The sequence below is a fragment of the Streptomyces sp. cmx-18-6 genome (assembly GCF_046548915.1).
Lineage (GTDB): Bacteria > Actinomycetota > Actinomycetes > Streptomycetales > Streptomycetaceae > Streptomyces.
In genome coordinates this window covers 417,723-438,316 of record NZ_JAEBEP010000003.1, presented here as the reverse complement: position 1 = coordinate 438,316, position 20,594 = coordinate 417,723, and the positions used below count along the sequence as shown (strand labels likewise).

Below are 20,594 nucleotides of genomic sequence, written 5' to 3'. Positions count from 1 at the left end.
CACCACGCACACGCACGAACCTTGCAGAAGGAGCAGTGACCGATGCCTCCCACCCCTCGCAGCACCGCAGCCCCCGACCCCGAAGGCCCCGTGGCCGACTACGTGATCGTCGGCGGCGGCACCGCCGGATCGGTCATCGCCTCCCGTCTCACCGAGGACCCGGACACCACCGTCACGGTCATCGAGGGCGGCCCCACCGACATCGACCGCGACGACGTCCTCACCCTGCGCCGCTGGCTCGGCCTCCTCGGCGGCGACCTCGACTACGACTACCCCACCACCGAGCAGCCGCGCGGCAATTCGCACATCCGGCACAGCCGGGCCCGGGTCCTCGGCGGCTGCTCCTCGCACAACACGCTCATCAGCTTCAAGCCGCTGCCCGGCGACTGGGACGAGTGGGCCGAGGCCGGCGCGGAGGGCTGGGACGCGGCCGCGATGGACCCGTACTTCGCCAAGCTGCGCAACAACATCGTCCCGGTCGACGAGAAGGACCGCAACGCCATCGCCCGCGACTTCGTCGACGCCGCCCAGACGGCGGCCGGGGTCCCGCGCGTCGACAGTTTCAACCGCAAGCCGTTCCATGAGGGCGTCGGCTTCTTCGACCTCGCCTACCACCCCGAGAACAACAAGCGCTCCTCCGCCTCGGTGGCCTACCTCCACCCGCACATCGAGGCCGGTGACCGTCCCAACCTCCGCATTCTGCTGGAGACATGGGCCTACCGGCTGGAGTTCGACGGCGCCCGCGCCACCGGCGTACACGTCCGTACGAAGGACGGCGAGGAGATCCTCCTGCGCGCCGCCCGCGAAGTCATCGTCTGCGCGGGCGCGGTGGACACCCCGCGCCTGCTGCTGCACTCCGGGATCGGTCCGCGCGAGGACCTCGAAGCGCTCGGCATCGACGTCCGCCACGACCTTCCGGGCGTCGGCGAGAACCTGCTCGACCACCCCGAGTCCGTCATCGTCTGGGAGACCGACGGGCCCATCCCGGAGAACTCCGCGATGGACTCCGACGCGGGACTCTTCGTCCGCCGCGACCCCGGATCCCGGGGCCCGGACCTGATGTTCCACTTCTACCAGATCCCGTTCACCGACAACCCCGAGCGCCTCGGCTACGAGAAGCCCGAGCACGGGGTGTCGATGACGCCGAACATCCCCAAGCCGCGCAGCCGGGGCCGCCTCTACCTCACGAGCGCCGACCCCGAGGCCAAGCCGGCCCTGGACTTCCGGTACTTCACCGACGAGGACGACTACGACGGCCGCACCCTCGTCGACGGGATCAAGCTCGCCCGGCGGATCGCGGCCACCGAACCGCTCGCCCACTGGCTCACCCGCGAGGTCTGCCCCGGACCCGAGGTCACCTCGGACGAGGAGATCAGCGAGTACGCCCGCAAGGTCGCCCACACCGTCTACCACCCGGCCGGCACGTGCAGGATGGGGGCCGCCGACGACCAGGAGGCGGTCGTGGACCCGCAGTTGCGCATCCGTGGCCTTCAGGGCATCCGGATCGCCGACGCGTCCGTCTTCCCGACGATGCCCGCCGTCAACCCGATGATCGGAGTCCTCATGGTCGGCGAGAAGTGCGCCGAACTCCTCGGCGACCAGGCGCGTGACGCCGTCCCGGTCACCGGTGCCAGCACCGGAGGTGATGTCCGATGACCGCAACCCGGGCCACCGAGGCCGTAGTCGGGGCCGCCGACGAGAACGCCGTGTTCTCCGTGCGCAACCTCTGGAAGGTCTTCGGCCCCAAGGCCGACCGCGTCCCCGGCAGCGAGCACGCCGCGCTCCCGCCCGCCGAACTGCGCGAGGCCACCGGCTGCACCGCCGCCGTACGCGATGTCTCCTTCGACGTCCGCAAGGGCGAGGTCTTCGTCGTCATGGGCCTGTCGGGCTCCGGCAAGTCGACCCTCGTACGCTGTCTGACCCGGCTGATCGAGCCCACCAGCGGCACTCTCGCCATCGATGGCGAGGACGTCCTCGCGATGGACCGCGCCCGGCTGCGCGAACTGCGCCGCCACCGCGCCGCGATGGTCTTCCAGCACTTCGGACTGCTGCCGCACCGCACGGTGTTGGACAACGTCGCCTACGGCCTGGAGATCCAGGGCCTGAGCAAGGCCGAACGCCGCGCCAAAGCCGCCGAGTTGGTGGAGAAGGTCGGTCTGGCCGGCCTGGAGGACCGCCGCCCCTCGCAGCTTTCCGGCGGCCAGCAGCAGCGCGTCGGCCTGGCCCGCGCCCTCGCCGTCGACCCGTCCGTCCTCCTCTTCGACGAGCCGTTCAGCGCGCTGGACCCGCTGATCCGCCGCGAGATGCAGGACGAGGTGGTCCGGCTGCACCGCGAGGAGGGCCGCACCATGGTCTTCATCACCCACGACCTCAGCGAGGCGCTGCGCCTGGGCACCCGGATCGCCCTCATGCGCGACGGCGGCATCGTCCAGCTCGGCACCCCCGAGGAGATCGTGGGCTCGCCCGCCGACGACTACGTGCGCGAGTTCGTCCGGGACGTGCCGCGCGAGCAGGTCCTCACCGTCGCCACCGCCATGCGCCCCGCGCTCGCCGGGGAGAGCGAACGCGGCCCGGCCGTACGCCCCGACGCCACCGTGTACGAGGCCATTGAAGCGGTCTCCCGCTCCGGCGACCCCGCCGCCCGGGTGATGGACGGCGGACGGCTCGTCGGCGTCGTCGACCACGCGTGCCTCCTCGACGTCGTCGCCGGAACAGCCGCGTCCGCCCACACGACCGGACCCGCGAAGAGCCCCGCCGACACCGCCGCGACCGGCGGCCCGGACGCCCCGGACGGCCCCCGCGAACGCGGGGTGACCGCCTGATGGCCACCGCCCAGGCCACCCCCGTGCGCCCCGCGCAGGCGGGCGCGCGCCGGGGGCCGCTGGCCGCCCTCCGCGAACGCCCGGCGGCCGGGAAGCTCCTGCTGCTCGCCCTCGCCGCCGTAATCCTCGTCCCCCTCGTCCACAGCCGCTGGGGCGGCGGCGTCTGGCCCGAAGCGCTCACCGCCGACCTCTCGGCCCCGCTGGGCGACGTCACCGACTGGATCGTCTCCAACCGGGACGACCACCCCCTCTTCCTCTACTTCTTCGGCCACATCAGCAACGCCGTCGTGCTCTCCGTACGCGGTGTCTATCTGGTGCTCCTGGCCCTCGGCTGGGCCGGCGTCACCGTGCTCGCCGCCGCCGTCGCCTGGCGTGTCGCGGGCCTCCGGCTCGCCCTCACCGCAGCCGTGTCGTTCCTGGCCTGCGGGCTGCTGGGCATGTGGGTGCCGACCATGCAGACGCTCGCCCTGATGGTCGTCGCGGTCCTCGCCTCCGTCGTACTCGGACTGCTCCTCGGCCTCGCCGCCGGGCTGTCCGACCGCGTCTTCCGCGTGCTGCGCCCGGTGCTCGACACCATGCAGGTGCTGCCCGCCTTCGCCTACCTGCTCCCCGTGGTGCTGGTCTTCGGCATCGGCGTCCCGGGAGCGGTCCTCGCCACCGTCGTGTACGCGGCTCCGCCGATGGCCCGGCTCACCGCGCTCGGCCTGCGCGGCGCGGACGGCGGCGTCATGGAGGCCGTCGCCTCGCTCGGCGCGACCGGCCGGCAGCGGCTGCTCACGGCCCGCCTCCCGCTGGCCCGCAAGGAACTGCTCCTCGGCCTCAACCAGACCATCATGATGGCGCTCTCCATGGCCGTCATCGCCTCGGTGATCGGCGCCGGCGGCCTCGGCGACCGCGTCTACCAGGCGCTGTCCTCCGTCGACGTGGGCGCCGCCCTCGCCGCCGGCATCCCGATCGTGCTGCTGGCCGTGGTCCTCGACCGTACGACGGAGGCGGCCGGCCGCCGCATCGGCGCGGAGCCCACCGGCCCGGCCCTCCTCAGGGGGTGGCGCGGCTGGGCCCTGGCCGCCGTGGCCACCGCCGCCGTCGCGTTCGCCGGGCGGCTCACCGACGGCCGGGTCTGGCCCGAGGACGTCACGGTGGCCATCGCCGGACCGGTCAACACCGCCAAGGACTGGATGGTCGACCACCTCTACACCGGCGTGCCCGTCGTCGGCGGCACCGCCGACCTGGCCTCCCACTTCACCAGCGGCGTCCTCAACCCGCTGCGCAGCGGCCTCACCGGGCTGCCCTGGTGGTCGGTGCTGCTGATCGTCGCCGCCCTCGCCTGGACCATCGGCACCTGGCGCACCGCCGCCACCGCCGTCCTCGCGATGGCCGCGATCGGCGTCCTCGGCGTGTGGGAGCCCTCGATGGACACCCTCAGCCAGGTGCTCGCCGCCGTCGCCGTCACCCTCGTGCTCGGCTTCGGCATCGCGATCGGCGCGGCCCGCAGCGAACGCCTGGAGCGGCTGCTGCGACCGGTCCTGGACGTCTTCCAGACCATGCCGCAGTTCGTCTACCTGATCCCCGTCGTCGCCCTCTTCGGCGTCGGCCGCGCCCCCGCCGCGGCGGCCGCCGTCGTCTACGCGCTGCCCGCCGTCGTCCGCATCACCACCCAGGGGCTGCGGGGCGTCGACCCGGCCGCGATGGAGTGCGCCCGCTCGCTCGGCGCGACCCCCGGCCAGCAACTGCGCCAGGTCCAACTACCCCTGGCCAGGCCATCGTTGCTGCTCGCCGTCAATCAGGCGGTCGTGCTGGTCCTCGCCGTCGTCATCATCGGCGGACTCGTCGGCTCCGGAGCGCTCGGTTACGAGGTCGTCCTCGGCCTCGCCCAGGGCGACCTGGCCACCGGGCTCGTCGCCGGAGCCGCGATCGTCTGCCTCGGCCTGACGCTCGACCGGGTCACCCAGCCCACCGCCCGCCGCCAGCGACAGGAGAGCTGAGATGAACCGCTCCCGCAAGCGCCTGCTCGTGGCGCTCACCTCGGCCACCGCCCTGCTCGCCACGGCCGGCTGCGGCGCCGCCGACATGACGAAGCAGTCGTCCCCGTTCGCCGCCCCCGCCGGGGTCAAGACGGTCACGCTCTCCGTCCAGTCCTGGGTGGGCGCCCAGGCGAACGTCGCCGTGGCCGAGCAACTCCTCAAGGAGGAGCTCGGCTACCGCGTCGACCTGGTGCAGACCGACGAGGTCCCCGCCTGGGACGCCCTCAGCCAGGGCCGCGTCGACGCGATCCTGGAGGACTGGGGCCACCCGGACCAGGAGAAGCTGTACGTCGACGAGAAGAAGACCATCGTCCGGGGCGGCGACCTCGGGGTCACCGGCCACATCGGCTGGTACGTCCCCAAGTACTGGGCGGACAAGCACCCCGACGTCACCGACTGGAAGAACCTCGACAAGTACGCCGACGAGCTGAAGACCGCCGAGAGCGGCGGCAAGGGCCAGCTCATGGACGGCTCTCCCTCCTACGTCACCAACGACGTGGCCCTGGTGAAGAACCTGGACCTGGACTACAAGGTGGTCTTCGCCGGCTCCGAGGCGGCCCAGATCACCCAGATCCAGCAGTTCGCCAAGGAGAAGAAGCCCTTCCTGAGCTACTGGTACCAGCCGCAGTGGCTGTTCAACGAGGTGCCGATGGTCGAGGTGAAGCTCCCCGAGTACACCGACGCGTGCGCGGCGAAGGACCCCGAGGACATCGACTGCGCGTACCCGACGACGCCGTTGCAGAAGTTCCTCAACGCGGACTTCGTGGAGCGCGGCGGCGACGCGGCCTCGTTCCTGAAGAAGTTCCACTGGTCCGAGAAGGACCAGAACGAGGTCTCCGAGATGATCGCCTCGCAGCGGCTCACGCCCGAGGAGGCGGCGAAGCGCTGGATCGACCGCCACCCGGACGTCTGGGAGAAGTGGCTGGAGAAGGGGTAGCGGAATCCCGCCTGCCGGGGGAGCGGCGGGGGAGGCCGGGGCCGGCCGAGTCGGACACGGGGCGCTCCTCGGGTTCGTCGGGTTCCGTACGGGGTCGGGTCTGCTTCATCGGGGGAGTGCGGCGGCTTCGTGGGCGTCGGGCGCCGTGCCTTCGCATGGGCGTCCGGCGCGGCGCCTTCGCGGGTGCCCGGCGGCGGGAGCGCCGTCAGGCGAGCTGGATGGTGAGCGAGCCGGCGATGAGCAGGGCCAGGCCGATCACGCGCGGTCCGGTGAGGGTCCGCCGGGGCAGCCGGAACAGGCCGCGGTGGTCGATCAGGGCGGAGGTCAGCTGCTGCCCGGTCACGGTCAGCGCGATGGTGACGGCCGCGCCGATGGACGGCATGAGCAGGAAGGCGCCGGTGACATAGGCGGCGGCGCAGGCCCCGCCCAGCCAGCCCCACCACGGCATCTTCCGCAGAGGGGCGACCTTCGGCCCGGGCGTCCTGCGGGTCGCGTACAGCACGAGCAGCACGACGGCGATGGTGAACGTGGCCACCGCGAAGCTGACGAGGGCGACGGCGACCGGTTCCTTGAGCTGAGCGCGCAACTGGGCGTTGACCGCGCCCTGTACGGGCAGGGCGGCCCCCGCGAGGACGCCGAGGCCCAGCCGGCCGGCCCTTGCGGCCTGTCCGGCGCCCCCGCTCCTTCCGGCCCGCCCGGCACCGGAGGCCGTGGGTGCCGCGGCCTTCTGGCCCCTGATGATCACGACGATGCCGGCGAGGACGGCCAGGGCCCCGAGGGCGATCCCGGCGCTCAGGTCCTTCTGCGCGATGCCGAGCAGGCCGAAGAGGTCCAGGGCCAGTGACGCGAACATCTGACCGGTGACGAAGAGCCCGACAGCGGCGAGCGCGCCCAGCCGGGGGAACAACAGGATGCCGCTGGTGATGTAGAGCGGACTGGCGAGCCCGCCGAGCAGTTGCCAGGGCTCCACGTCGGGCAGCCCGCCCAGCGCGCCCAGAGCGCCGGTCGCCACCGCGAGGGCCAGGAGCAGCCCGGTCGCCACGCCGAGCTGGATCGTGGACGCGCCGTACGGGGTGCCCACGGCGGAGTTGAGCTGGAGGTTGACCGCGGCCTGGACGGCCAGCAGGCAGCCGACCAAGAGGGCCGCGGCGAGCAGCGCGATGTGCATCTGGATCTCCTGAGGCAGGCGAGGAGGGGATGGGGAGCACGGCTAAATGGACACCGTGTCCGCTTAGAGTGCCACGCCTCCAGGTAAACGGACAAGCTGTCCACTTGGCTCGGCGGCACGTAAGGTCGACGCATGAGCGACGACGAGCAGGGCGGACGCGGATCCGCCGCCGTACACCGTGTCGGGGGCCCCCTGGGCGACCTCCAGGCTCCGGGGGGCGGGGGCGGCCGGGCCGCGGCGGCACCCCGCCGGCGTGCGGACGCGGTACGCAACCGGGCGCAGATCCTGGCGGCGGCCGAGCAGCTCTTCAGCGAGCAGGATCCCCGTACGGTGACCATGGACCGCATCGCGAAGGCTGCGGGCGTCGGCCGCGCGACGCTCTACCGGAGCTTCCCCGACCCCTCGTCGGTCGCGGTGGCCCTGCTGGACGAGCACGAACGCCGCCTTCAGGGCCGGCTCATCCACGGGCCTGCGCCGCTGGGGCCCGGCGCGCCCCCGGCCGAACGGCTGGCCGCGTTCTACCTGGCGATGCTCGACCTGCTGGAGCACCATCTGCCGCTGGCGCTCGGCGCGGAGGTGGGTCCCGACCGGTTCACCACGGGTGCGTACGGCTTCTGGCGCGTGCACGTCCGCACACTGCTCGTCGACGCCGGCGCCCCCGACCCGGACGCCGCCATCGACATCGCCCTCAGCCCGCTCGCCCCGGAGCTCTACCGGTTCCAGCGCCACGAACTGGGGCTCTCCCACGACCGGATCGCCGCCTCGCTGAGCGGCCTCGCCCACCGGCTCCTGGCGCCCCCGCGAACCGGCTGACGGGGATGCGGGGGAGGAGGACGCGGGGCGGAGCGGTCCGGGAGGGGATCACCTCACCGGTGGTCGCCGTACGGGACGGTGAAAGAGTTGGTTCGCGGGGGCGACGGAACCGGGTAACGTCTTTGCCATGTTCTTCCAGACGCCGGTTCACGGGTGAGCGCGTGATGGGCCCCCGCTGACGTCCCCGACGTCGCCGCGCCCGTCCCCCACCGACGAATCCGTAGATCCTTCACACCACTTCGGGAGAACCCATGACCGTGAGCAAGAACATCAACAACCCCGTGGGCATGGGCGGCGGCCAGCGCAAGAGGCAGTCCCGCGCCGAACGGCAGAACAACGGTCCGCACCGCAACCTCGACCGCCGGAGCGCCGCCGACCAGAAGGCGGAGCTGGTGCGCAAGATGCGCGAGAAGGCGGGCGCGGCCGAGGGCGCGGTCCAGCCGGGCGACGACGCCGCGCAGAGCTGAGGCACCGCCGCGTAGGGCGGCACCGCACGGGGCAGGGCCCGGACCGCGCGTCGCGGTCCGGGCCCTGCTGCCGTACGGGGCACGGTCACCTCGCCGACACCGCTGAGTCCGGGCCGGAAAGCGCGGCCACAAGGCCCTCAGGCCGCTGGGGCCACAGACCTCACAGACCCCGCAGCCCCCGCAGACCTCATAGGCCCGCAGACTTCGCAGGCCCCCGCAGCTCCACAGACCCCACAGGCCCGCAGACTTCACAGGCCGCACAGATCCCGCAGCCCCCCTCAGCCCCCGTGCGGCACATGCACCGGCCGGCCGCGCCCCCGCGTCAGCGAGTAGCCGAACACCGCCGCCAGCGCGGCGAGCACCCCGCCGCCGATCGTCCACAGCCAGCGGCCGGTCCACCAGCCGGAGGCCCAGCCGTCCTCGGGCGCACCGGCGGCCCGGGCCTGGGAGGCTCCCGGCGCACCCGTCACCGAGACGCCCGGCACCAGCGGCTCGGCGAGGGTGCCGTCCACGTGGTGCGCGCCGCCCGCGTCCACCGCGTCGGCCCGCACCTCGGCCTCGAACGGCAGCCCGAGCTCGTCGGCGGGGAGGTTCACCACCGTCAGCCGCACGTAGTAGCTGCCCGGCAGCGGGTCATTGGCCCACGGCTCGGACCAGGACCGTACGGTGCGCAGCACGCAGGAGAGCTCGACCGCCCGCGCGTCGGCGGCCGCCTTGCGGGTCTGGTGCCCGTATGTGCACGCCTGGCGGCGGCGCAGCCCGTCGTACACATCGATCTGCCAGGTGGAGCCCGACCGCTTCGCCTCGCTCTCCGGCAGCTTCACCGTCGCCCGGACGGTCGCGCGCTGCCCGGTGTCGGCCGGGAACACCCAGTACAGGTAGTCGCCCGCCGACGCCCGGGCGGTGCCGGTCTGCCCCTGCTGGAGCGCGGTCGCGGTACGGAAGGCGGTGCCGGCCTCCGTGGGCCCCGAGCCCTCCTCGCCGGAGCTCGCGCTCGGCGACGGGTCGGCGGCCACGGCCGCGCCCGCCGGGGTGAGCAGGGTGATTCCGGCGAGCAGCGCCCCGGTGACCGCGCGCCGCGCGCCGCGCGTGCGGCGGGATGTCGTCGTCACCATCAGTTGGTCCTCCATACGGCGATGCGCCAGCGCGTGAGCCAGCCGGTCAGCAGGCCCGCGACCAGGCCGGTCAGGACGAGGACGCCGAGCAGCCACCAGCCCCGGCCGAGTCCGAAGGCGGCCACGTCGGCCGCCCGGTCCGGTCCGTCCACCACGTCCACGGTCAGCTCGACGGGCAGACCGGGCGACTTCTTCACGGAGGCGGGGGCGGAGAAGGCGTTGGAGAGCTGGAGGCAGACGGTCTCGGCGGCGGGCTTGCCGCTGCCGTCGTCGCCGTCCTCCACCTCGGCCTTCGGGTAGCGCAGGCCGGACGAGATCACGTCCGTACGTCCCGTGCCGGATTCGGAGCCCCGGACGATCTCGCGTCCATGGACCGTGACCGCGCGCAGCAGTACGCCGTAGTCGTCGTCGACGGCTCGGTCGGCGGCCACGCTCGCGGAGGCGCGCAGTTCCTGACCGGGCAGCACGTCGACCCGGTACCAGCGGTGCTCGCCGATCTTCTCGCGGTCGGTGTAGAGGCCCGGCTCCAGCTTGGGCGCGGCGGCGCAGCTGCCCGCGCCCTCGGTCGCCACCGGGGTGACGACCGGCTCGGCCGCCCGGTCCACCAACTGGGTCACGCGGCGCGAGAGTTCGTCCTTGTGCTGGACGGCGGTGTAGGTACCGCCGGTGGCCTCGGCGATGCAGGTGAGCTGCTGGCGGATCTTGGCGTTCGGCACCAGGCCGAGCGTGTCGATGACCAGGTGGGTGCCGCGCGCGGCGATCTCCCGGGCCACCTCGCACGGGTCGAGCGGGCCGCAGGTGTCCTCGCCGTCCGTGATGAGGACGATCCGCCGGGTCGCCTCGCCGCCTTCGAGGTCGTCGGCCGCGCCGAGCAGCGCGGGGCCGATCGGGGTCCAGCCGGTGGGGGCGAGGGTGGCGACGGCGGTCTTGGCCTCGGTGCGGTTCAGCGGGCCGACCGGATAGAGCTGCCGGGTGTCCTTGCAGCCCGTCCTGCGGTCGTCGCCCGGGTAGTCGGCGCCCAGGGTGCGGATGCCGAGGTGGACCTCCTCGGGCACCGCGTCCAGGACGTCGTTGAACGCCTGCTTGGCGGCGCTCATCCGGGACTGGCCGTCGATGTCGCGGGTGCGCATGGAGCCGCTGACGTCGAGGACCAGCTCGACCTTGGGGGCGGGAGTCGTGGGGGGTCCGTCGGCGGCGGCCGGGAGCGCGGAGCCGAGTCCGGCGGCCAGGGTGGCGAGCGCTATGCACACCCCGGTCGTCAGCCGTTTTCTTGTGATCATCGCCGGATCTTATGGAAAATCAGTTCGTATTCCCAACCGGGTCCGCCGCGCCCGACGCCTGACGGGCCCTCAACCGCCCAGCAGGGGACCCGAGGCGCGGTCCAGCACCGAGGTGACGCGCTGCCAGGTCTCCATGTCGCGCTCCCGGGCGTCGAGCCGGCCGCCCGTGTCGCCCGCGCCCCAGGAGGTCGCCAGGGCCACCGGGTCCCCGCCGCCCGCGGCCGAGGCGGCGAGCGCGGCCGCCCCCAGGGCCACCAGCTCGCCCCCGGCGGGGATGACGAGCGGACGGCCGGAGAGCCTGCCGACCGTCTCCACCCAGCTCCGCCCCTGCGCCCCGCCGCCGATCAGCCGCAGCGGACGGGCGGCGACCTCGGGGGAGTCCGGGTCCAGACCGCAGGCCCGCAGCAGCTCGTCCATCGCCCGCAGGACGGTGACGGCCGCGCCCTCGTAGGCCGCGCCGAGCAGTTGCTGCGGGGTGGTGTCGTGGCGCAGCCCGGTGAGGAGCCCGGACGCGGTGGGCAGGTCGGGGGTGCGTTCGCCGTCGAGGTAGGGGAGGAGTACGGCTTCGCCGCCGGGGGCGGTGTCCTCGCGGTGCAGGCCGAGGAGGGAGGCGACCTTGTCCACGGCGAGCGTGCAGTTGAGGGTGCAGGCCAGCGGGAGATACGTACCGTCGGCGGCGGCGAACCCGGAGAGCGCCGGGGCGGTGGAGCGGGTGCGGGAGGCGGCGAAGACCACGCCCGAGGTGCCGAGGCTGAGGACGGGGTGGTCCAGCAGCCCCGCGCCGCCGAGCCCGAGGCCCACCGCCGCGCTCATGTTGTCGCCGGTCCCCGCGGCGACCGCGATGCCCGGGGACAGCCCCAGCGCCTCGGCCGCCGCGTCGGTGAGCGAGCCGATCCGGGTGGCCCCGGTGGGCGCGACCTCGGGGAGGAGGGCCGGGTCCAGGCCGAGGAGCTCCAGGAGTCCGGGGTCGTACGCGCCGGTCGCGGTGGCGTACCAGCCGGTGCCGGAGGCGTCCCCGGGGTCGGTCGCGGCGATGCCCGCGAGGCGCTCGGTGAGGAAGTCGTGCGGCAGCCGTACGCCTGCGGCGGCCTTCGCCGCGCCGGAGTCGTTCTCGCGCAGCCACTGCCACTTGGAGGCGGTGATCGAGGCGACCGGCACGGAACCGGTCCGCGCCGTCCACGCGTCGGGCCCGCCGAGTGCGGCCGTGAGCCCGGCGGCCTGCGGGGCCGAGCGGGTGTCGTTCCACAGCAGCGCCGGCCGCAGCGGGCGGCCCGAGCGGTCCAGCACGACGAGCCCGTGCTGCTGTCCGGCCACCGCGATCCCGGTGACCGAACGCGCGGGGAGCCCCGACTCCTTCAGCCCCGTCGCCACCGCGTCGCCCAGCGCCAGCCACCACACCTCCGGATCGCTCTCCCGCGCCCCGCCCTCACCCGTGACGACGTGCGGGGCGCGTCCCACGGCGAGCTGTTCGCCGGTCACGGCGTCGATCACGGCGGCCTTGGTGGACTGGGTGGAGCTGTCCACGCCGATGACGACGGTGCGTGACGACATGGGCGGCCTCTTTCGTGTGGCGGGTGGGACTCATTCGGCTGTGCAGCGAACAAATTACGTGATGCGCGGCCCGGGGAACAGGTCCCGAACCCGCTCCGCTCCGACCAGGGGGTTACGCCGGGAGGACCGCGTGTGCATGATTAGTCATGGCACTGAACAAATAGGGATGCCGGGCTCTGGTCCTGGCTCCCCACGGCAGGCGAAGGCGGTCGGACGACGATGACGGAACGCTTCACCCCCACCCCCGAGGACAAGTTCAGCTTCGGCCTGTGGACCGTGGGCTGGCAGGGCCGGGATCCCTTCGGCGACGCGACCCGCGAGGCCATCGACCCCGTCGAGTCCGTACAGCGGCTCGCCGAACTCGGCGCCTGGGGCGTCACCTTCCACGACGACGACCTGATCCCCTTCGGTTCGACCGGCACGGAACGCGAGGCGATCGTCAAGCGGTTCCGGCAGGCGGTCGACGCCAGTGGGCTCGTCGTGCCCATGGTGACGACGAACCTTTTCACCCACCCGGTCTTCAAGGACGGCGGGTTCACCGCCAACGACCGCGACGTACGCCGTTACGCGCTCCGCAAGACCCTGCGCAACATCGACCTCGCCGTCGAACTCGGCGCCACCACCTTCGTCGCCTGGGGCGGGCGCGAGGGGTCGGAATCCGGCGCGGCCAAGGACGTACGCCTGGCCCTGCACCGGATGAAGGAGGCGTTCGACCTGCTGGGGGAGTACGTCACCGAGCAGGGCTACGACCTCCGCTTCGCCATCGAGCCCAAGCCGAACGAGCCGCGCGGCGACATCCTGCTCCCCACCATCGGCCACGCCCTCGCCTTCATCGAGCGCCTGGAGCGCCCCGAACTGGTCGGCGTCAACCCCGAGACCGGGCACGAGCAGATGGCCGGGCTCAACTTCCCGCACGGCATCGCCCAGGCCATGTGGGCCGACAAGCTCTTCCACATCGACCTCAACGGCCAGTCCGGCATCAAATACGACCAGGACCTCCGCTTCGGCGCGGGCGACCTGCGCCAGGCGTTCTGGCTCGTCGACCTGCTGGAGAGCGGCTACGAAGGGCCGCGCCACTTCGACTTCAAGCCCCCGCGCACCGAGGACTTCGACGGCGTGTGGGCCTCGGCGGCGGGCTGCATGCGCAACTACCTGATCCTCAAGGAGCGTACGGCGGCCTTCCGCGCCGACCCCGAGGTGCGGGCGGCGCTGCGGGCCTCCCGCCTGGACGAACTGGCGCGCCCCACCGCCGGGGACGGCCTCACGGGCCTGCTCGCCGACCGCACGGCGTACGAGGAGTTCGACGTGGACGCCGCCGCGACACGCGGGATGGCCTTCGAGGCGCTGGACCAACTGGCCATGGACCACCTGCTCGGGGTGCGCTGACGGGGGGCTGACGGTGTACGGGGGTGGGTCGCCGGCACGGGGTGGGCCCCGGCGACCGTGGGTGAGTCGCCGGTACGCGGGTGGGGGCTGAGCCGCCGGTACGGGGCCGGCGCGCTGGTGTGGGGTGGTGCGCTGCCGGTACGAGGCCGGCGTGGGGCGGTGCGCTGCCGGTACGAGGCCGGTGTGGGGCGGTGCGCTGCCGGTACGAGGCCGGCGTGGGGCGGTGCGCTGCCGGTACGGGGACGGGCCCGGCCACCGTGGGGGAGCCGCCGGTACGCGGGCAGGTCGCCGCCCCGCGCCTTCCCCCGGCCCTCACCCCCCGGACGGCCCCGCGTACGCCACCGGGTCGTCCAGCACGTCCCGCACCACCAGTGCCGCCGCGCCCCGCGCCGCGTCCCCCGCCACCGACGACGCGCGGAGCCGGCCGCTGCCCGGGGACCAGAGCCCCGACACCACCCGGCCGGTCAGCTCCTCGTCGGCCGGCGGCGACAGCCACGGCATCAGCCCCCGGTAGATCCCGCCGAGCACCACCGCGTCCGGGTCGACCAGATTCACCGCACCCGACACCACCCGGCCCAGCATCCGCCCCGCCCCGGCGAGCGCCGCCACCGCCCGCTCGTCCCCGGCCCGCGCGCGCCGCTCCAGCTCCCGCACTCCGTCGCCGTCCCCGGCCCCCTCGACCCCGGCCGCCCGCAACAGCGCCGACTGGCCCGCGTACTGCTCCAGGCAGCCCCGCGAACCGCACCGGCACGCGGGCCCGTCCGGGTCCACCACCACATGGCCGATCTCCCCGGCGAACCCGTGCGCACCGCGCAGCAGTTCGCCGTTCAGCACGAGCGCGCCGCCGACCCCGATCTCGCCGGTCAGATACAGGAAGCTGCGTACGTCACCGAGGCCGCCGAACCACAGCTCGGCCAGTGCCGCGAGGTTGGCCTCGTTCTCCGAGGCGACCGGCAGCACGTCGTGGCCGGGGCGCAGCGCGGCGAGCGCGTCCGCGAACAGCTCCTGCGCCGGGACCTCGCTCCAGCCGAGGTTGGGGGCCTGTCGCACCGAGCCGCCGGAGACCAGGCCCGGCAGCGCCAGCGTCGCGCCCACCGGCCGCAGCTCCTGCTCACGGGCCGAGTCCAGGGTCCGGGCGGCGATCCGGGCCGCGCGGGCGAGGACCTCGGCGGCGGGCGCGGCCCGGTTGTCGAGGTGCTCGGTCTGCCGGACCCGGCCGGTGCCCGCGAGGTCGACGACGCAGACCGACACGTAATCGACGTTGATCTCCACGCCGAGCCCGGCGGGGCCGGTGCGGGTCACCTTGAGCGCGGTGCCGGGGCGGCCCGCCTGGCCGCTGAAGGTCTTGCCCGACTCGGTGAGGAACCCGCTGTCCATGAGCTGCTCGACGAGCGAGGACACCGCGGCCCGGGTCAGCCCGACCCGGGCGGCCACTCCGGCGCGGGTCGCCTCCCCGCTCTCGCCCTCGTCCCGCACGGCGCGCAGTACCAGGCTCAGATTGTGCCGTCGCACGGTGTCCTTGTCGGCCTTGGGCCCCAACGGAGTGAAGCTGCTCTTCATATCGTCGCCGAGCCTATGTGATGCCGGGCGCGACGGGCAGCGGGGCGGACGCGGCCCCTTCCCCGGAAGACGCCCGGGGAGGGGGCCGCCCGCCCTTACGGCTTCGCGCCCCGGGCTTGCAGCATGTCCGCCATGAGCCCGATCTCGGACTGCTGGCCGTTGACCATGCCCTTGGCCAGGTTCCGGATGACGTCGGTCCCGGCGGCTTCGGCCCCCGCCCGCGCCATGTCCGCACCGGCCCGGTGATGCACGGTCATCAGCCGCAGGAACAGCACCTCGGCCTCCTCGCCCTCGGCCGCCCTCAACGCGTCCAGCTCGGCGTCGGTGGCCATGCCGGGCATCAGCGAACCGTCGCCCGTCTGCTCGACCGTGTGGCCCATCCAGGCCATCGGCGGCTCGGCCGAGCTCTTGGGCAGACCCCACATCTCCAGCCAGCCCAGCATCATCCCGCGCTGGTTGGCCTGGGTGTTGACGATGTCGTACGCCAGTCGCCGTACGTCCTCGTCCTCGGTGCGGTCGCGCACGATGAACGACATCTCCACGGCCTGCTGGTGGTGGATCGCCATGTCCCGGGCGAAGCCCGCGTCCGCCGAGTCCTCCGCCGGCGCGGACCGCGCCGAACCCGTCCCGGCCGCCGGCCCGGACGGGGACGCCGCGGACGGCCGTACCACCATCAGCACCACCAGACCCAGCGCCACCAGCAGCACGACCGCGCCCGCGAGCACCATCCGGCGGTGGGAGGCCACCGGGCTCGTCACCGAGGTCACTTGTCGAGTCCGCCGGTGCAGGCGGCCCCCGGCTCAGGGGTCTGCGGGCCCTGCACGTACTTGGTGAAGAACTGCGCGACGCGGTCGTCGGAAGCGCTGTCGACCGTGACCTGCTTGCCCCACGCACTGAGCATCAGCGGGTCCTTCTGGTTCTTGACCGGGCTCATCAGGGAGTACGGGGTGGACTCGACCTTCTTCGTCAGCGCCTTGACGTCGGCGTCCGACGCCTCGTCGTTGTACGTGACCCAGACGGCGCCGTGCTCCAGGGAGTGAACGGCGTTCTCGTTCGCTATCTCCTCGGTGTAGACGTCCGCGTTGCAGTTCATCCAGACCTGGCTGTGGTCGCCTCCGACCGGCGGGGTCATCGGGTAGTCGATCTTCTTCTCCACGTGCTTCTGGGTCAGCTTGTCCCAGGTGCGCTCGCCGGTGACGGGAGAGATCTTGGCCTGCTGCTCCTTCTCCTTCTTCTCGTTCGCCTGGTACACCAGGTAGCCGCCCCCGGCGACCAGCGCGAGGACCACGGCGACCGACGCGCCGATGGTGATGATGCGGACCCGGCGCTCACGGGAGCGCTCCTTGCGGCGGGCCTCTTCGAGCTTGGCGCGGCGTGCCGCGGCGGTGGTGTTCTGGTTCTTGGCGGAAGCCATGGGAGGTCCTCGTCGTTCAGCGGATGCGGAGGTGCGGGAATGCACGGCGGTGCGGGGTGGTGCAGCGGTGCCGGGAATACAGGGATTCCAGGGATTGCGGGGATCGCACACGTGCGGCCGCTCCCGGCGTCCGGCACGGGGCGCGGAGTGAGGAGCGGGCCGGGGGTCTTGCCTCTAGATCCGTTGGACCTGAAGACGCAGCTGATCGACGGAACGCACGCCGTCATGGGCGGGGCCCCGGATGGCGGCCGACCCGGTCAGCGGGGCGACGGGGACGACCGCCCCGGGGGAAGGGGACGCCACGGGCGCGGAGGGGACCGGGAAGACGATGGCCGCCGCGTGCGTCGAGCCGCCGTGGCACGAGGTGCCGAGACCCCGGTCGGCCGTCATGATCATGACGGCTGGTTCGGCGGCCGCGTCGCGGGCCGGCGTCAGCGCCCGTACGGGAACGGCGCCGGGCCCGGCGTCGGCGGCCGGCAGGGCGCCGGCGACCGGCACGGCCGTGGCGGTCGACACGGTGGCAGCGGCCGAGGAAGTGACCGAGCAGCAGAAGAACATGGCCAGCAGGACGAACACCCAGCCCAGCGAGGCGGGCAGGCGTGAGCGGTACCGCTGCCGGTCGGTCCGAGCGCTCACCCTGGTCATGGCCCGTCATCGTAGTGGGTGCATGAAGATTCAAAGAAGATGGGTCGTCTGTCGCACGGGATAGTGTGCCTCGGTGACCACGCAATCGAACATAGCTGCGGGTTGGTTCCCGGATCCCCATGGCGCGCCTCAGCTGCTGCGCTACTGGGACGGGAGCCAGTGGACCGAGCACACGCATCCGGCCGATGGGCAGCAGCCCCCGGCCACCACGGGAGCCCCGGCGGCGGCAGGCCAGGCCCCCGCCGGAGTCCAGCACGCCGCCGGCGTCCCCGCGCAGCACGCCGTCTCCGCCGGTTCGCTCTTCGACCAGCCCGTCCTGGTGGTGAACCAGAAGGCCAAGCTGATCGAGGTGACGAACGAGTACCGGGTCTTCGACCAGCACGGCGCGACGGTCGGCTCGGTCGTCCAGGTCGGCCAGGGCGCGCTGCGCAAGGTGATCCGGTTCGTCTCCAGCATCGACCAGTACCTCACCCACCGGCTGGAGATCCGCGACGCGCACGGCCGTCCCCAGCTGCTGCTGACCCGCCCGGCCAAGTTCATCAAGTCCCGGGTCATCGTCCAGCGCCCCGATGGCCGGCCGGTCGGCGAGATCGTCCAGCAGAACGCGATCGGCAAGATCAATTTCGCCATGACGGCCGGTGGCGTACAGGTCGGCGCGATCAGGGCGGAGAACTGGCGCGCCTGGAACTTCGCGATCGTCGACCACGAGGGCACCGAGATCGCCCGGATCACCAAGACCTGGGAAGGTCTCGCGAAGACCCTGTTCACGACGGCCGACAACTACGTGCTCCAGATCCACCAGCGCCTGCCCGAGCCGCTGCTCAGCCTGGTCGTCGCCACGGCCCTGACGGTGGACACCGCGCTCAAGCAGGACGCTCGCGGCCTCGGCTGACTCACGCACGACGACGCACACGCGGACGCACTCGGCGCCGCCGCCCCTCAGGGACGGCGGCGCCGCGCTGTCCGGCCCCTCGAAGCAGTTCCGCCGCCCCTCCCGTCCGGGCCGAAGTCTTTTACGGGTGTATTACCTGCTAACGTGTGTACGTGAGTGATACAGCCACCCGAACGCGGCAGCCTCCCGTCCGCAGCCTCCCCCTGACCGCCGCGCTCCGGCTCCAGCGGCCCTCGGACACCTGGTTCAAGCCCGCACTGAGCGTGGTCCTCGCCTCCGCCGTACCTCATCTGACGCTCCTGGCCGCCGGCCGGCTCGACCTCGTGATGTACACGATGGCCGGTTCGCTCTGCGCGCTGTACGGCCACAGCCTGCCCTACGCCCGGCGCGCCCGGACCGTGGCCGGCGTCGTGCTCGGCATGGCGGCCGGACTCGCGATCGCGCTGGTCACGGCCTCGCTCACCCAGTCCACCGCCGTGCTCGTCGCGGTCGGCGCGCTCCTGGCGGCCGCCCAGAAGGTCCTGTGCGACGCGACCCGGATCGGCCCGCCCGGCCATGTGATCCTCACATTCGTCAGCTCGGCCGCGCTGTTCGCCCCGCAGCGCCTCGGCCAGGTCCCGGGCCATCTCGTCCCGACGCTCGCCGCGGGGGCGGTGGCCTGGCTCGTGTGCCTGGGGCCCGCCGTGTTCCGCCGCGAGGGGCCCGAGCGCCGGGCCGTCGCCCGGGCGCTCGACGCCGCCGCCGACCGTGCGGCCGACCCGGGGCCCCGCACCCGGCACGCCGCTGCCGCCGCCGTGCACGCCGCCTGGCAGTGCCTGTTCGCCTCCGGCCGGCCCACCCCCGTACGGCGGTCCCTGGAACGGCTGGTGGTGCACGCCGAGGCGGCCGGCGGCGCGTCGTGTCCCGGCTCGGACCGGCTGCGGGCGTGGGCCGCCCTGGCCCGTGGCCGGGGACCCGTGCCCGTACCGCCGCCGGCCCCCGGCACGGCGCACGAGCTGTACGGGATCGACGCCGAACGCGCCGTGCTCCGGGCGGCCGGCCACCGACGCACGGTCCGCCGCGCCCTGCTCCGGAAGCTCGGCCCGGGGTCGCCCCTGCTGCCCGTCGCCGCCCGTACGCTGACCGGCTGCGCGCTCGCCGGGTACCTCTGCGCCGCCCTCGGCGTCGGCCGCCCCTACTGGGCCATCGTCACCGCCGCCTCCCTCTACCAGGTCAACGTCACCCTGACCTGGAACCGGGCCCTCCAGCGCACCCTCGGCAACCTCCTGGGCGTCCTCGTCTTCGCCGCCGTGCTGCCGCTCTCCCGGACCGGGCCGCTCGCGCTCGTCCTGTGCTGCCTCTTCTTCAGCTTCGCCGCCGAGGCCCTGATCACCCGGAACTACTGGCTCGGCTCCGTCGCCGTCACCCCGATGGCGCTCCTGGTCCTGGAGTTCGGCGGCCCCCACCCGGCCGGGGAGCTGATCGGCGACCGGGTCCTGGACACCGTCATCGGCGCGCTCGTCGGCTTCCTCGCCGCCGCGCTCGTCACCAACCGGCGGGCGACGGGCCGCGTCGAGCACGCCGTCGAAGCCGCCGAACGGGCCCGCGCCGAAGCCGAGAAGGCGTACGCCGAACGCGCCCACGCCGCCCCCGACACGCTGGACCGGGCGCGCCGTGCGCTGACCGCGAGCCTCGTCGAACTGCGCGAGGCCGGCGACGCGGCGGCGGGGGAGTGGTGGCAGCGCGCCATGCCCGGGCAGGAGGTCCTGGCGATCGAGCAGGCCGGACACCGTACGCTCGCCGCGACAGCACAACGGCGGGGCGCGGTGACGCCCGCCCCGGAGGCGCGGCTGGGTCCGGTGGCCCACGCCCAGGAGACGCGGCGGGGCCGGGTGGCCGACGCCCTGGAGAACGGAGCGGAGTGACCGACGACATCGTTGCCTCGGTGGTGCGGCAGTGGCAGGCCGTCAATCCCGAGCTCGACACCGGCCCGATGGAGCTCATCGGCCGGATCAACCGCTGCGCCGCCCTGCTCCAGCAGGCGGAGGACGCCCCGCTCCGCTCCGCCGGGCTGACCCGCGCCGAGTTCGACCTCCTCGGAGCCGTACGCCGCACCGACCGGGAACTGACCCCGGGGGAGCTCGCCCGGGAGACCTTCTCCTCCGGCGCCGCCGTCACCAAGCGGCTGCGGGCGCTCCAGGAGCGCGGCCTGGTGGACCGCCGCGGCGACGAGCGGGACCGGCGGGTCGCCCACGTGCGCCTCACCGACGAGGGGCGCGCCCTGGTGGACCGGTTGCTGCCCGAGCAACTGGCGTACGAGCGCACGGTGCTGGCCGGGCTCGACGACGAGAGGCAGAGCGAACTGAGCTCCGGCCTCAGTGAGTTGCTGGTCCAGCTGGAGGGACGCATCGGTGGGGCCCGGCGCTGATCTGCTCATCCGGTGGTCGGATGGGCGGGCGGTCCGGCGATGCGCTCCTGCGGTCGGGCGGTCGGGCGGTCGGCCGCCCGGTGGGTCGGTGCTCCGGCGGTCCGCTCCTCCGC

At 73.5% G+C, this 20,594-nt stretch carries 18 protein-coding genes; 10 read left to right on the top strand and 8 right to left on the bottom strand.

Features of this window, described 5'->3' with window-relative positions; genetic code table 11:
- Positions 1–42: 42 nt before the first annotated feature.
- From ACLJPL_RS10090 to ACLJPL_RS10075, 4 genes are read left to right on the top strand one after another with little or no spacing between them, the layout of a single operon-like run.
- Positions 43–1,656, top strand: coding sequence for a GMC family oxidoreductase (locus ACLJPL_RS10090; protein WP_411080409.1), 1,614 nt, complete (start codon positions 43–45; stop codon positions 1,654–1,656).
- Positions 1,653–2,822: a quaternary amine ABC transporter ATP-binding protein gene (locus ACLJPL_RS10085; RefSeq protein ID WP_411080408.1), complete on the top strand. Its 1,170-nt coding sequence runs from the start codon at positions 1,653–1,655 to the stop codon at positions 2,820–2,822. Before ACLJPL_RS10090 ends, ACLJPL_RS10085 begins: the two co-directional genes overlap by 4 nt.
- Positions 2,822–4,807 (top strand): ABC transporter permease, encoded by a 1,986-nt coding sequence (locus ACLJPL_RS10080; RefSeq protein ID WP_411080407.1) that lies wholly within the window; start codon positions 2,822–2,824, stop codon positions 4,805–4,807. The genes ACLJPL_RS10085 and ACLJPL_RS10080 overlap by 1 nt, the downstream gene beginning before the upstream one ends.
- 1 nt (position 4,808) lies before the next feature.
- Complete coding sequence (locus ACLJPL_RS10075; protein WP_411080406.1) at positions 4,809–5,783, top strand: ABC transporter substrate-binding protein; 975 nt, start codon at positions 4,809–4,811, stop codon at positions 5,781–5,783.
- Positions 5,784–5,988: 205 nt separating this feature from the next.
- On the opposite strand, the gene ACLJPL_RS10070 is transcribed toward ACLJPL_RS10075, so the two are convergent.
- The gene (locus tag ACLJPL_RS10070) at positions 5,989–6,951 is read right to left on the bottom strand and encodes a DMT family transporter (RefSeq protein WP_411080405.1); all 963 of its coding nucleotides are present in this window, start codon (positions 6,949–6,951) and stop codon (positions 5,989–5,991) included.
- 132 nt (positions 6,952–7,083) lie between these two features.
- Between ACLJPL_RS10070 and ACLJPL_RS10065 the strand changes: the two genes are divergently transcribed.
- Together ACLJPL_RS10065 and ACLJPL_RS10060 are read left to right on the top strand one after the other, a co-directional pair.
- Positions 7,084–7,764, top strand: coding sequence for a TetR/AcrR family transcriptional regulator (locus ACLJPL_RS10065; RefSeq protein ID WP_411080404.1), 681 nt, complete (start codon positions 7,084–7,086; stop codon positions 7,762–7,764).
- A gap of 251 nt (positions 7,765–8,015) precedes the next feature.
- The gene (locus ACLJPL_RS10060) at positions 8,016–8,231 is read left to right on the top strand and encodes a DUF6243 family protein (protein ID WP_411080403.1); all 216 of its coding nucleotides are present in this window, start codon (positions 8,016–8,018) and stop codon (positions 8,229–8,231) included.
- Positions 8,232–8,509: 278 nt separating this feature from the next.
- On the opposite strand, the gene ACLJPL_RS10055 is transcribed toward ACLJPL_RS10060, so the two are convergent.
- The 3 genes from ACLJPL_RS10055 to xylB form a co-directional block, all read right to left on the bottom strand.
- A complete protein-coding gene (locus tag ACLJPL_RS10055; protein WP_411080402.1) occupies positions 8,510–9,346 on the bottom strand; it encodes a hypothetical protein in 837 nt (278 codons plus the stop codon).
- Positions 9,346–10,626, bottom strand: coding sequence for a VWA domain-containing protein (locus ACLJPL_RS10050; protein ID WP_411080401.1), 1,281 nt, complete (start codon positions 10,624–10,626; stop codon positions 9,346–9,348). Before ACLJPL_RS10050 ends, ACLJPL_RS10055 begins: the two co-directional genes overlap by 1 nt.
- Positions 10,627–10,695: 69 nt before the next feature.
- Entirely contained in the window at positions 10,696–12,177 is a 1,482-nt protein-coding gene (gene xylB / locus ACLJPL_RS10045) for a xylulokinase (protein ID WP_411080400.1), read from the bottom strand.
- 219 nt (positions 12,178–12,396) lie between these two features.
- On the opposite strand from xylB, the gene xylA reads away from it, so the two are divergent.
- A complete protein-coding gene (xylA, locus tag ACLJPL_RS10040) occupies positions 12,397–13,563 on the top strand; it encodes a xylose isomerase (RefSeq protein WP_411080399.1) in 1,167 nt (388 codons plus the stop codon).
- A gap of 312 nt (positions 13,564–13,875) precedes the next feature.
- Here xylA and ACLJPL_RS10035 read toward each other — a convergent pair whose 3' ends face one another.
- The 4 genes from ACLJPL_RS10035 to ACLJPL_RS10020 all read right to left on the bottom strand — a co-directional run bounded on the left by ACLJPL_RS10035 (position 13,876) and on the right by ACLJPL_RS10020 (position 17,182).
- On the bottom strand, positions 13,876–15,123 hold the full coding sequence (locus ACLJPL_RS10035; RefSeq protein ID WP_411080398.1) for an ROK family protein: 1,248 nt from the start codon (positions 15,121–15,123) through the stop codon (positions 13,876–13,878).
- 95 nt (positions 15,124–15,218) lie between these two features.
- Positions 15,219–15,851 carry a DUF305 domain-containing protein gene (locus tag ACLJPL_RS10030; RefSeq protein ID WP_411080536.1) on the bottom strand — a complete coding sequence of 211 codons (633 nt, stop codon included), beginning with the start codon at positions 15,849–15,851 and terminating at the stop codon, positions 15,219–15,221.
- A gap of 35 nt (positions 15,852–15,886) precedes the next feature.
- Positions 15,887–16,537 carry a DUF3105 domain-containing protein gene (locus ACLJPL_RS10025; RefSeq protein WP_411080397.1) on the bottom strand — a complete coding sequence of 217 codons (651 nt, stop codon included), beginning with the start codon at positions 16,535–16,537 and terminating at the stop codon, positions 15,887–15,889.
- 174 nt (positions 16,538–16,711) lie between these two features.
- Entirely contained in the window at positions 16,712–17,182 is a 471-nt protein-coding gene (locus tag ACLJPL_RS10020; RefSeq protein ID WP_411080396.1) for a hypothetical protein, read from the bottom strand.
- 73 nt (positions 17,183–17,255) lie between these two features.
- On the opposite strand from ACLJPL_RS10020, the gene ACLJPL_RS10015 reads away from it, so the two are divergent.
- The 3 genes from ACLJPL_RS10015 (at position 17,256) to ACLJPL_RS10005 (ending at position 20,481) form a co-directional block, all read left to right on the top strand.
- Entirely contained in the window at positions 17,256–18,074 is an 819-nt protein-coding gene (locus tag ACLJPL_RS10015; protein ID WP_411080395.1) for a phospholipid scramblase-related protein, read from the top strand.
- 152 nt (positions 18,075–18,226) lie between these two features.
- On the top strand, positions 18,227–19,978 hold the full coding sequence (locus ACLJPL_RS10010; RefSeq protein WP_411080394.1) for an FUSC family protein: 1,752 nt from the start codon (positions 18,227–18,229) through the stop codon (positions 19,976–19,978).
- Positions 19,975–20,481: a MarR family winged helix-turn-helix transcriptional regulator gene (locus ACLJPL_RS10005; RefSeq protein WP_411080393.1), complete on the top strand. Its 507-nt coding sequence runs from the start codon at positions 19,975–19,977 to the stop codon at positions 20,479–20,481. Before ACLJPL_RS10010 ends, ACLJPL_RS10005 begins: the two co-directional genes overlap by 4 nt.
- Positions 20,482–20,594 lie beyond the last annotated feature (113 nt).

Coding starts and splice junctions, on each gene's coding strand:
- xylA (WP_411080399.1), top strand. CDS start 12,397: ATGACGGAACGCTTCACCCCCACCCCCGAGGACAAGTTCAGCTTCGGC.
- ACLJPL_RS10080 (WP_411080407.1), top strand. CDS start 2,822: ATGGCCACCGCCCAGGCCACCCCCGTGCGCCCCGCGCAGGCGGGCGCG.
- ACLJPL_RS10075 (WP_411080406.1), top strand. CDS start 4,809: ATGAACCGCTCCCGCAAGCGCCTGCTCGTGGCGCTCACCTCGGCCACC.
- ACLJPL_RS10020 (WP_411080396.1), bottom strand. CDS start 17,182: ATGACCAGGGTGAGCGCTCGGACCGACCGGCAGCGGTACCGCTCACGC.
- ACLJPL_RS10035 (WP_411080398.1), bottom strand. CDS start 15,123: ATGAAGAGCAGCTTCACTCCGTTGGGGCCCAAGGCCGACAAGGACACC.
- ACLJPL_RS10065 (WP_411080404.1), top strand. CDS start 7,084: ATGAGCGACGACGAGCAGGGCGGACGCGGATCCGCCGCCGTACACCGT.
- ACLJPL_RS10070 (WP_411080405.1), bottom strand. CDS start 6,951: ATGCACATCGCGCTGCTCGCCGCGGCCCTCTTGGTCGGCTGCCTGCTG.
- ACLJPL_RS10025 (WP_411080397.1), bottom strand. CDS start 16,537: ATGGCTTCCGCCAAGAACCAGAACACCACCGCCGCGGCACGCCGCGCC.
- ACLJPL_RS10050 (WP_411080401.1), bottom strand. CDS start 10,626: ATGATCACAAGAAAACGGCTGACGACCGGGGTGTGCATAGCGCTCGCC.
- xylB (WP_411080400.1), bottom strand. CDS start 12,177: ATGTCGTCACGCACCGTCGTCATCGGCGTGGACAGCTCCACCCAGTCC.
- ACLJPL_RS10090 (WP_411080409.1), top strand. CDS start 43: ATGCCTCCCACCCCTCGCAGCACCGCAGCCCCCGACCCCGAAGGCCCC.
- ACLJPL_RS10030 (WP_411080536.1), bottom strand. CDS start 15,851: ATGGTGCTCGCGGGCGCGGTCGTGCTGCTGGTGGCGCTGGGTCTGGTG.
- ACLJPL_RS10055 (WP_411080402.1), bottom strand. CDS start 9,346: ATGGTGACGACGACATCCCGCCGCACGCGCGGCGCGCGGCGCGCGGTC.
- ACLJPL_RS10060 (WP_411080403.1), top strand. CDS start 8,016: ATGACCGTGAGCAAGAACATCAACAACCCCGTGGGCATGGGCGGCGGC.
- ACLJPL_RS10085 (WP_411080408.1), top strand. CDS start 1,653: ATGACCGCAACCCGGGCCACCGAGGCCGTAGTCGGGGCCGCCGACGAG.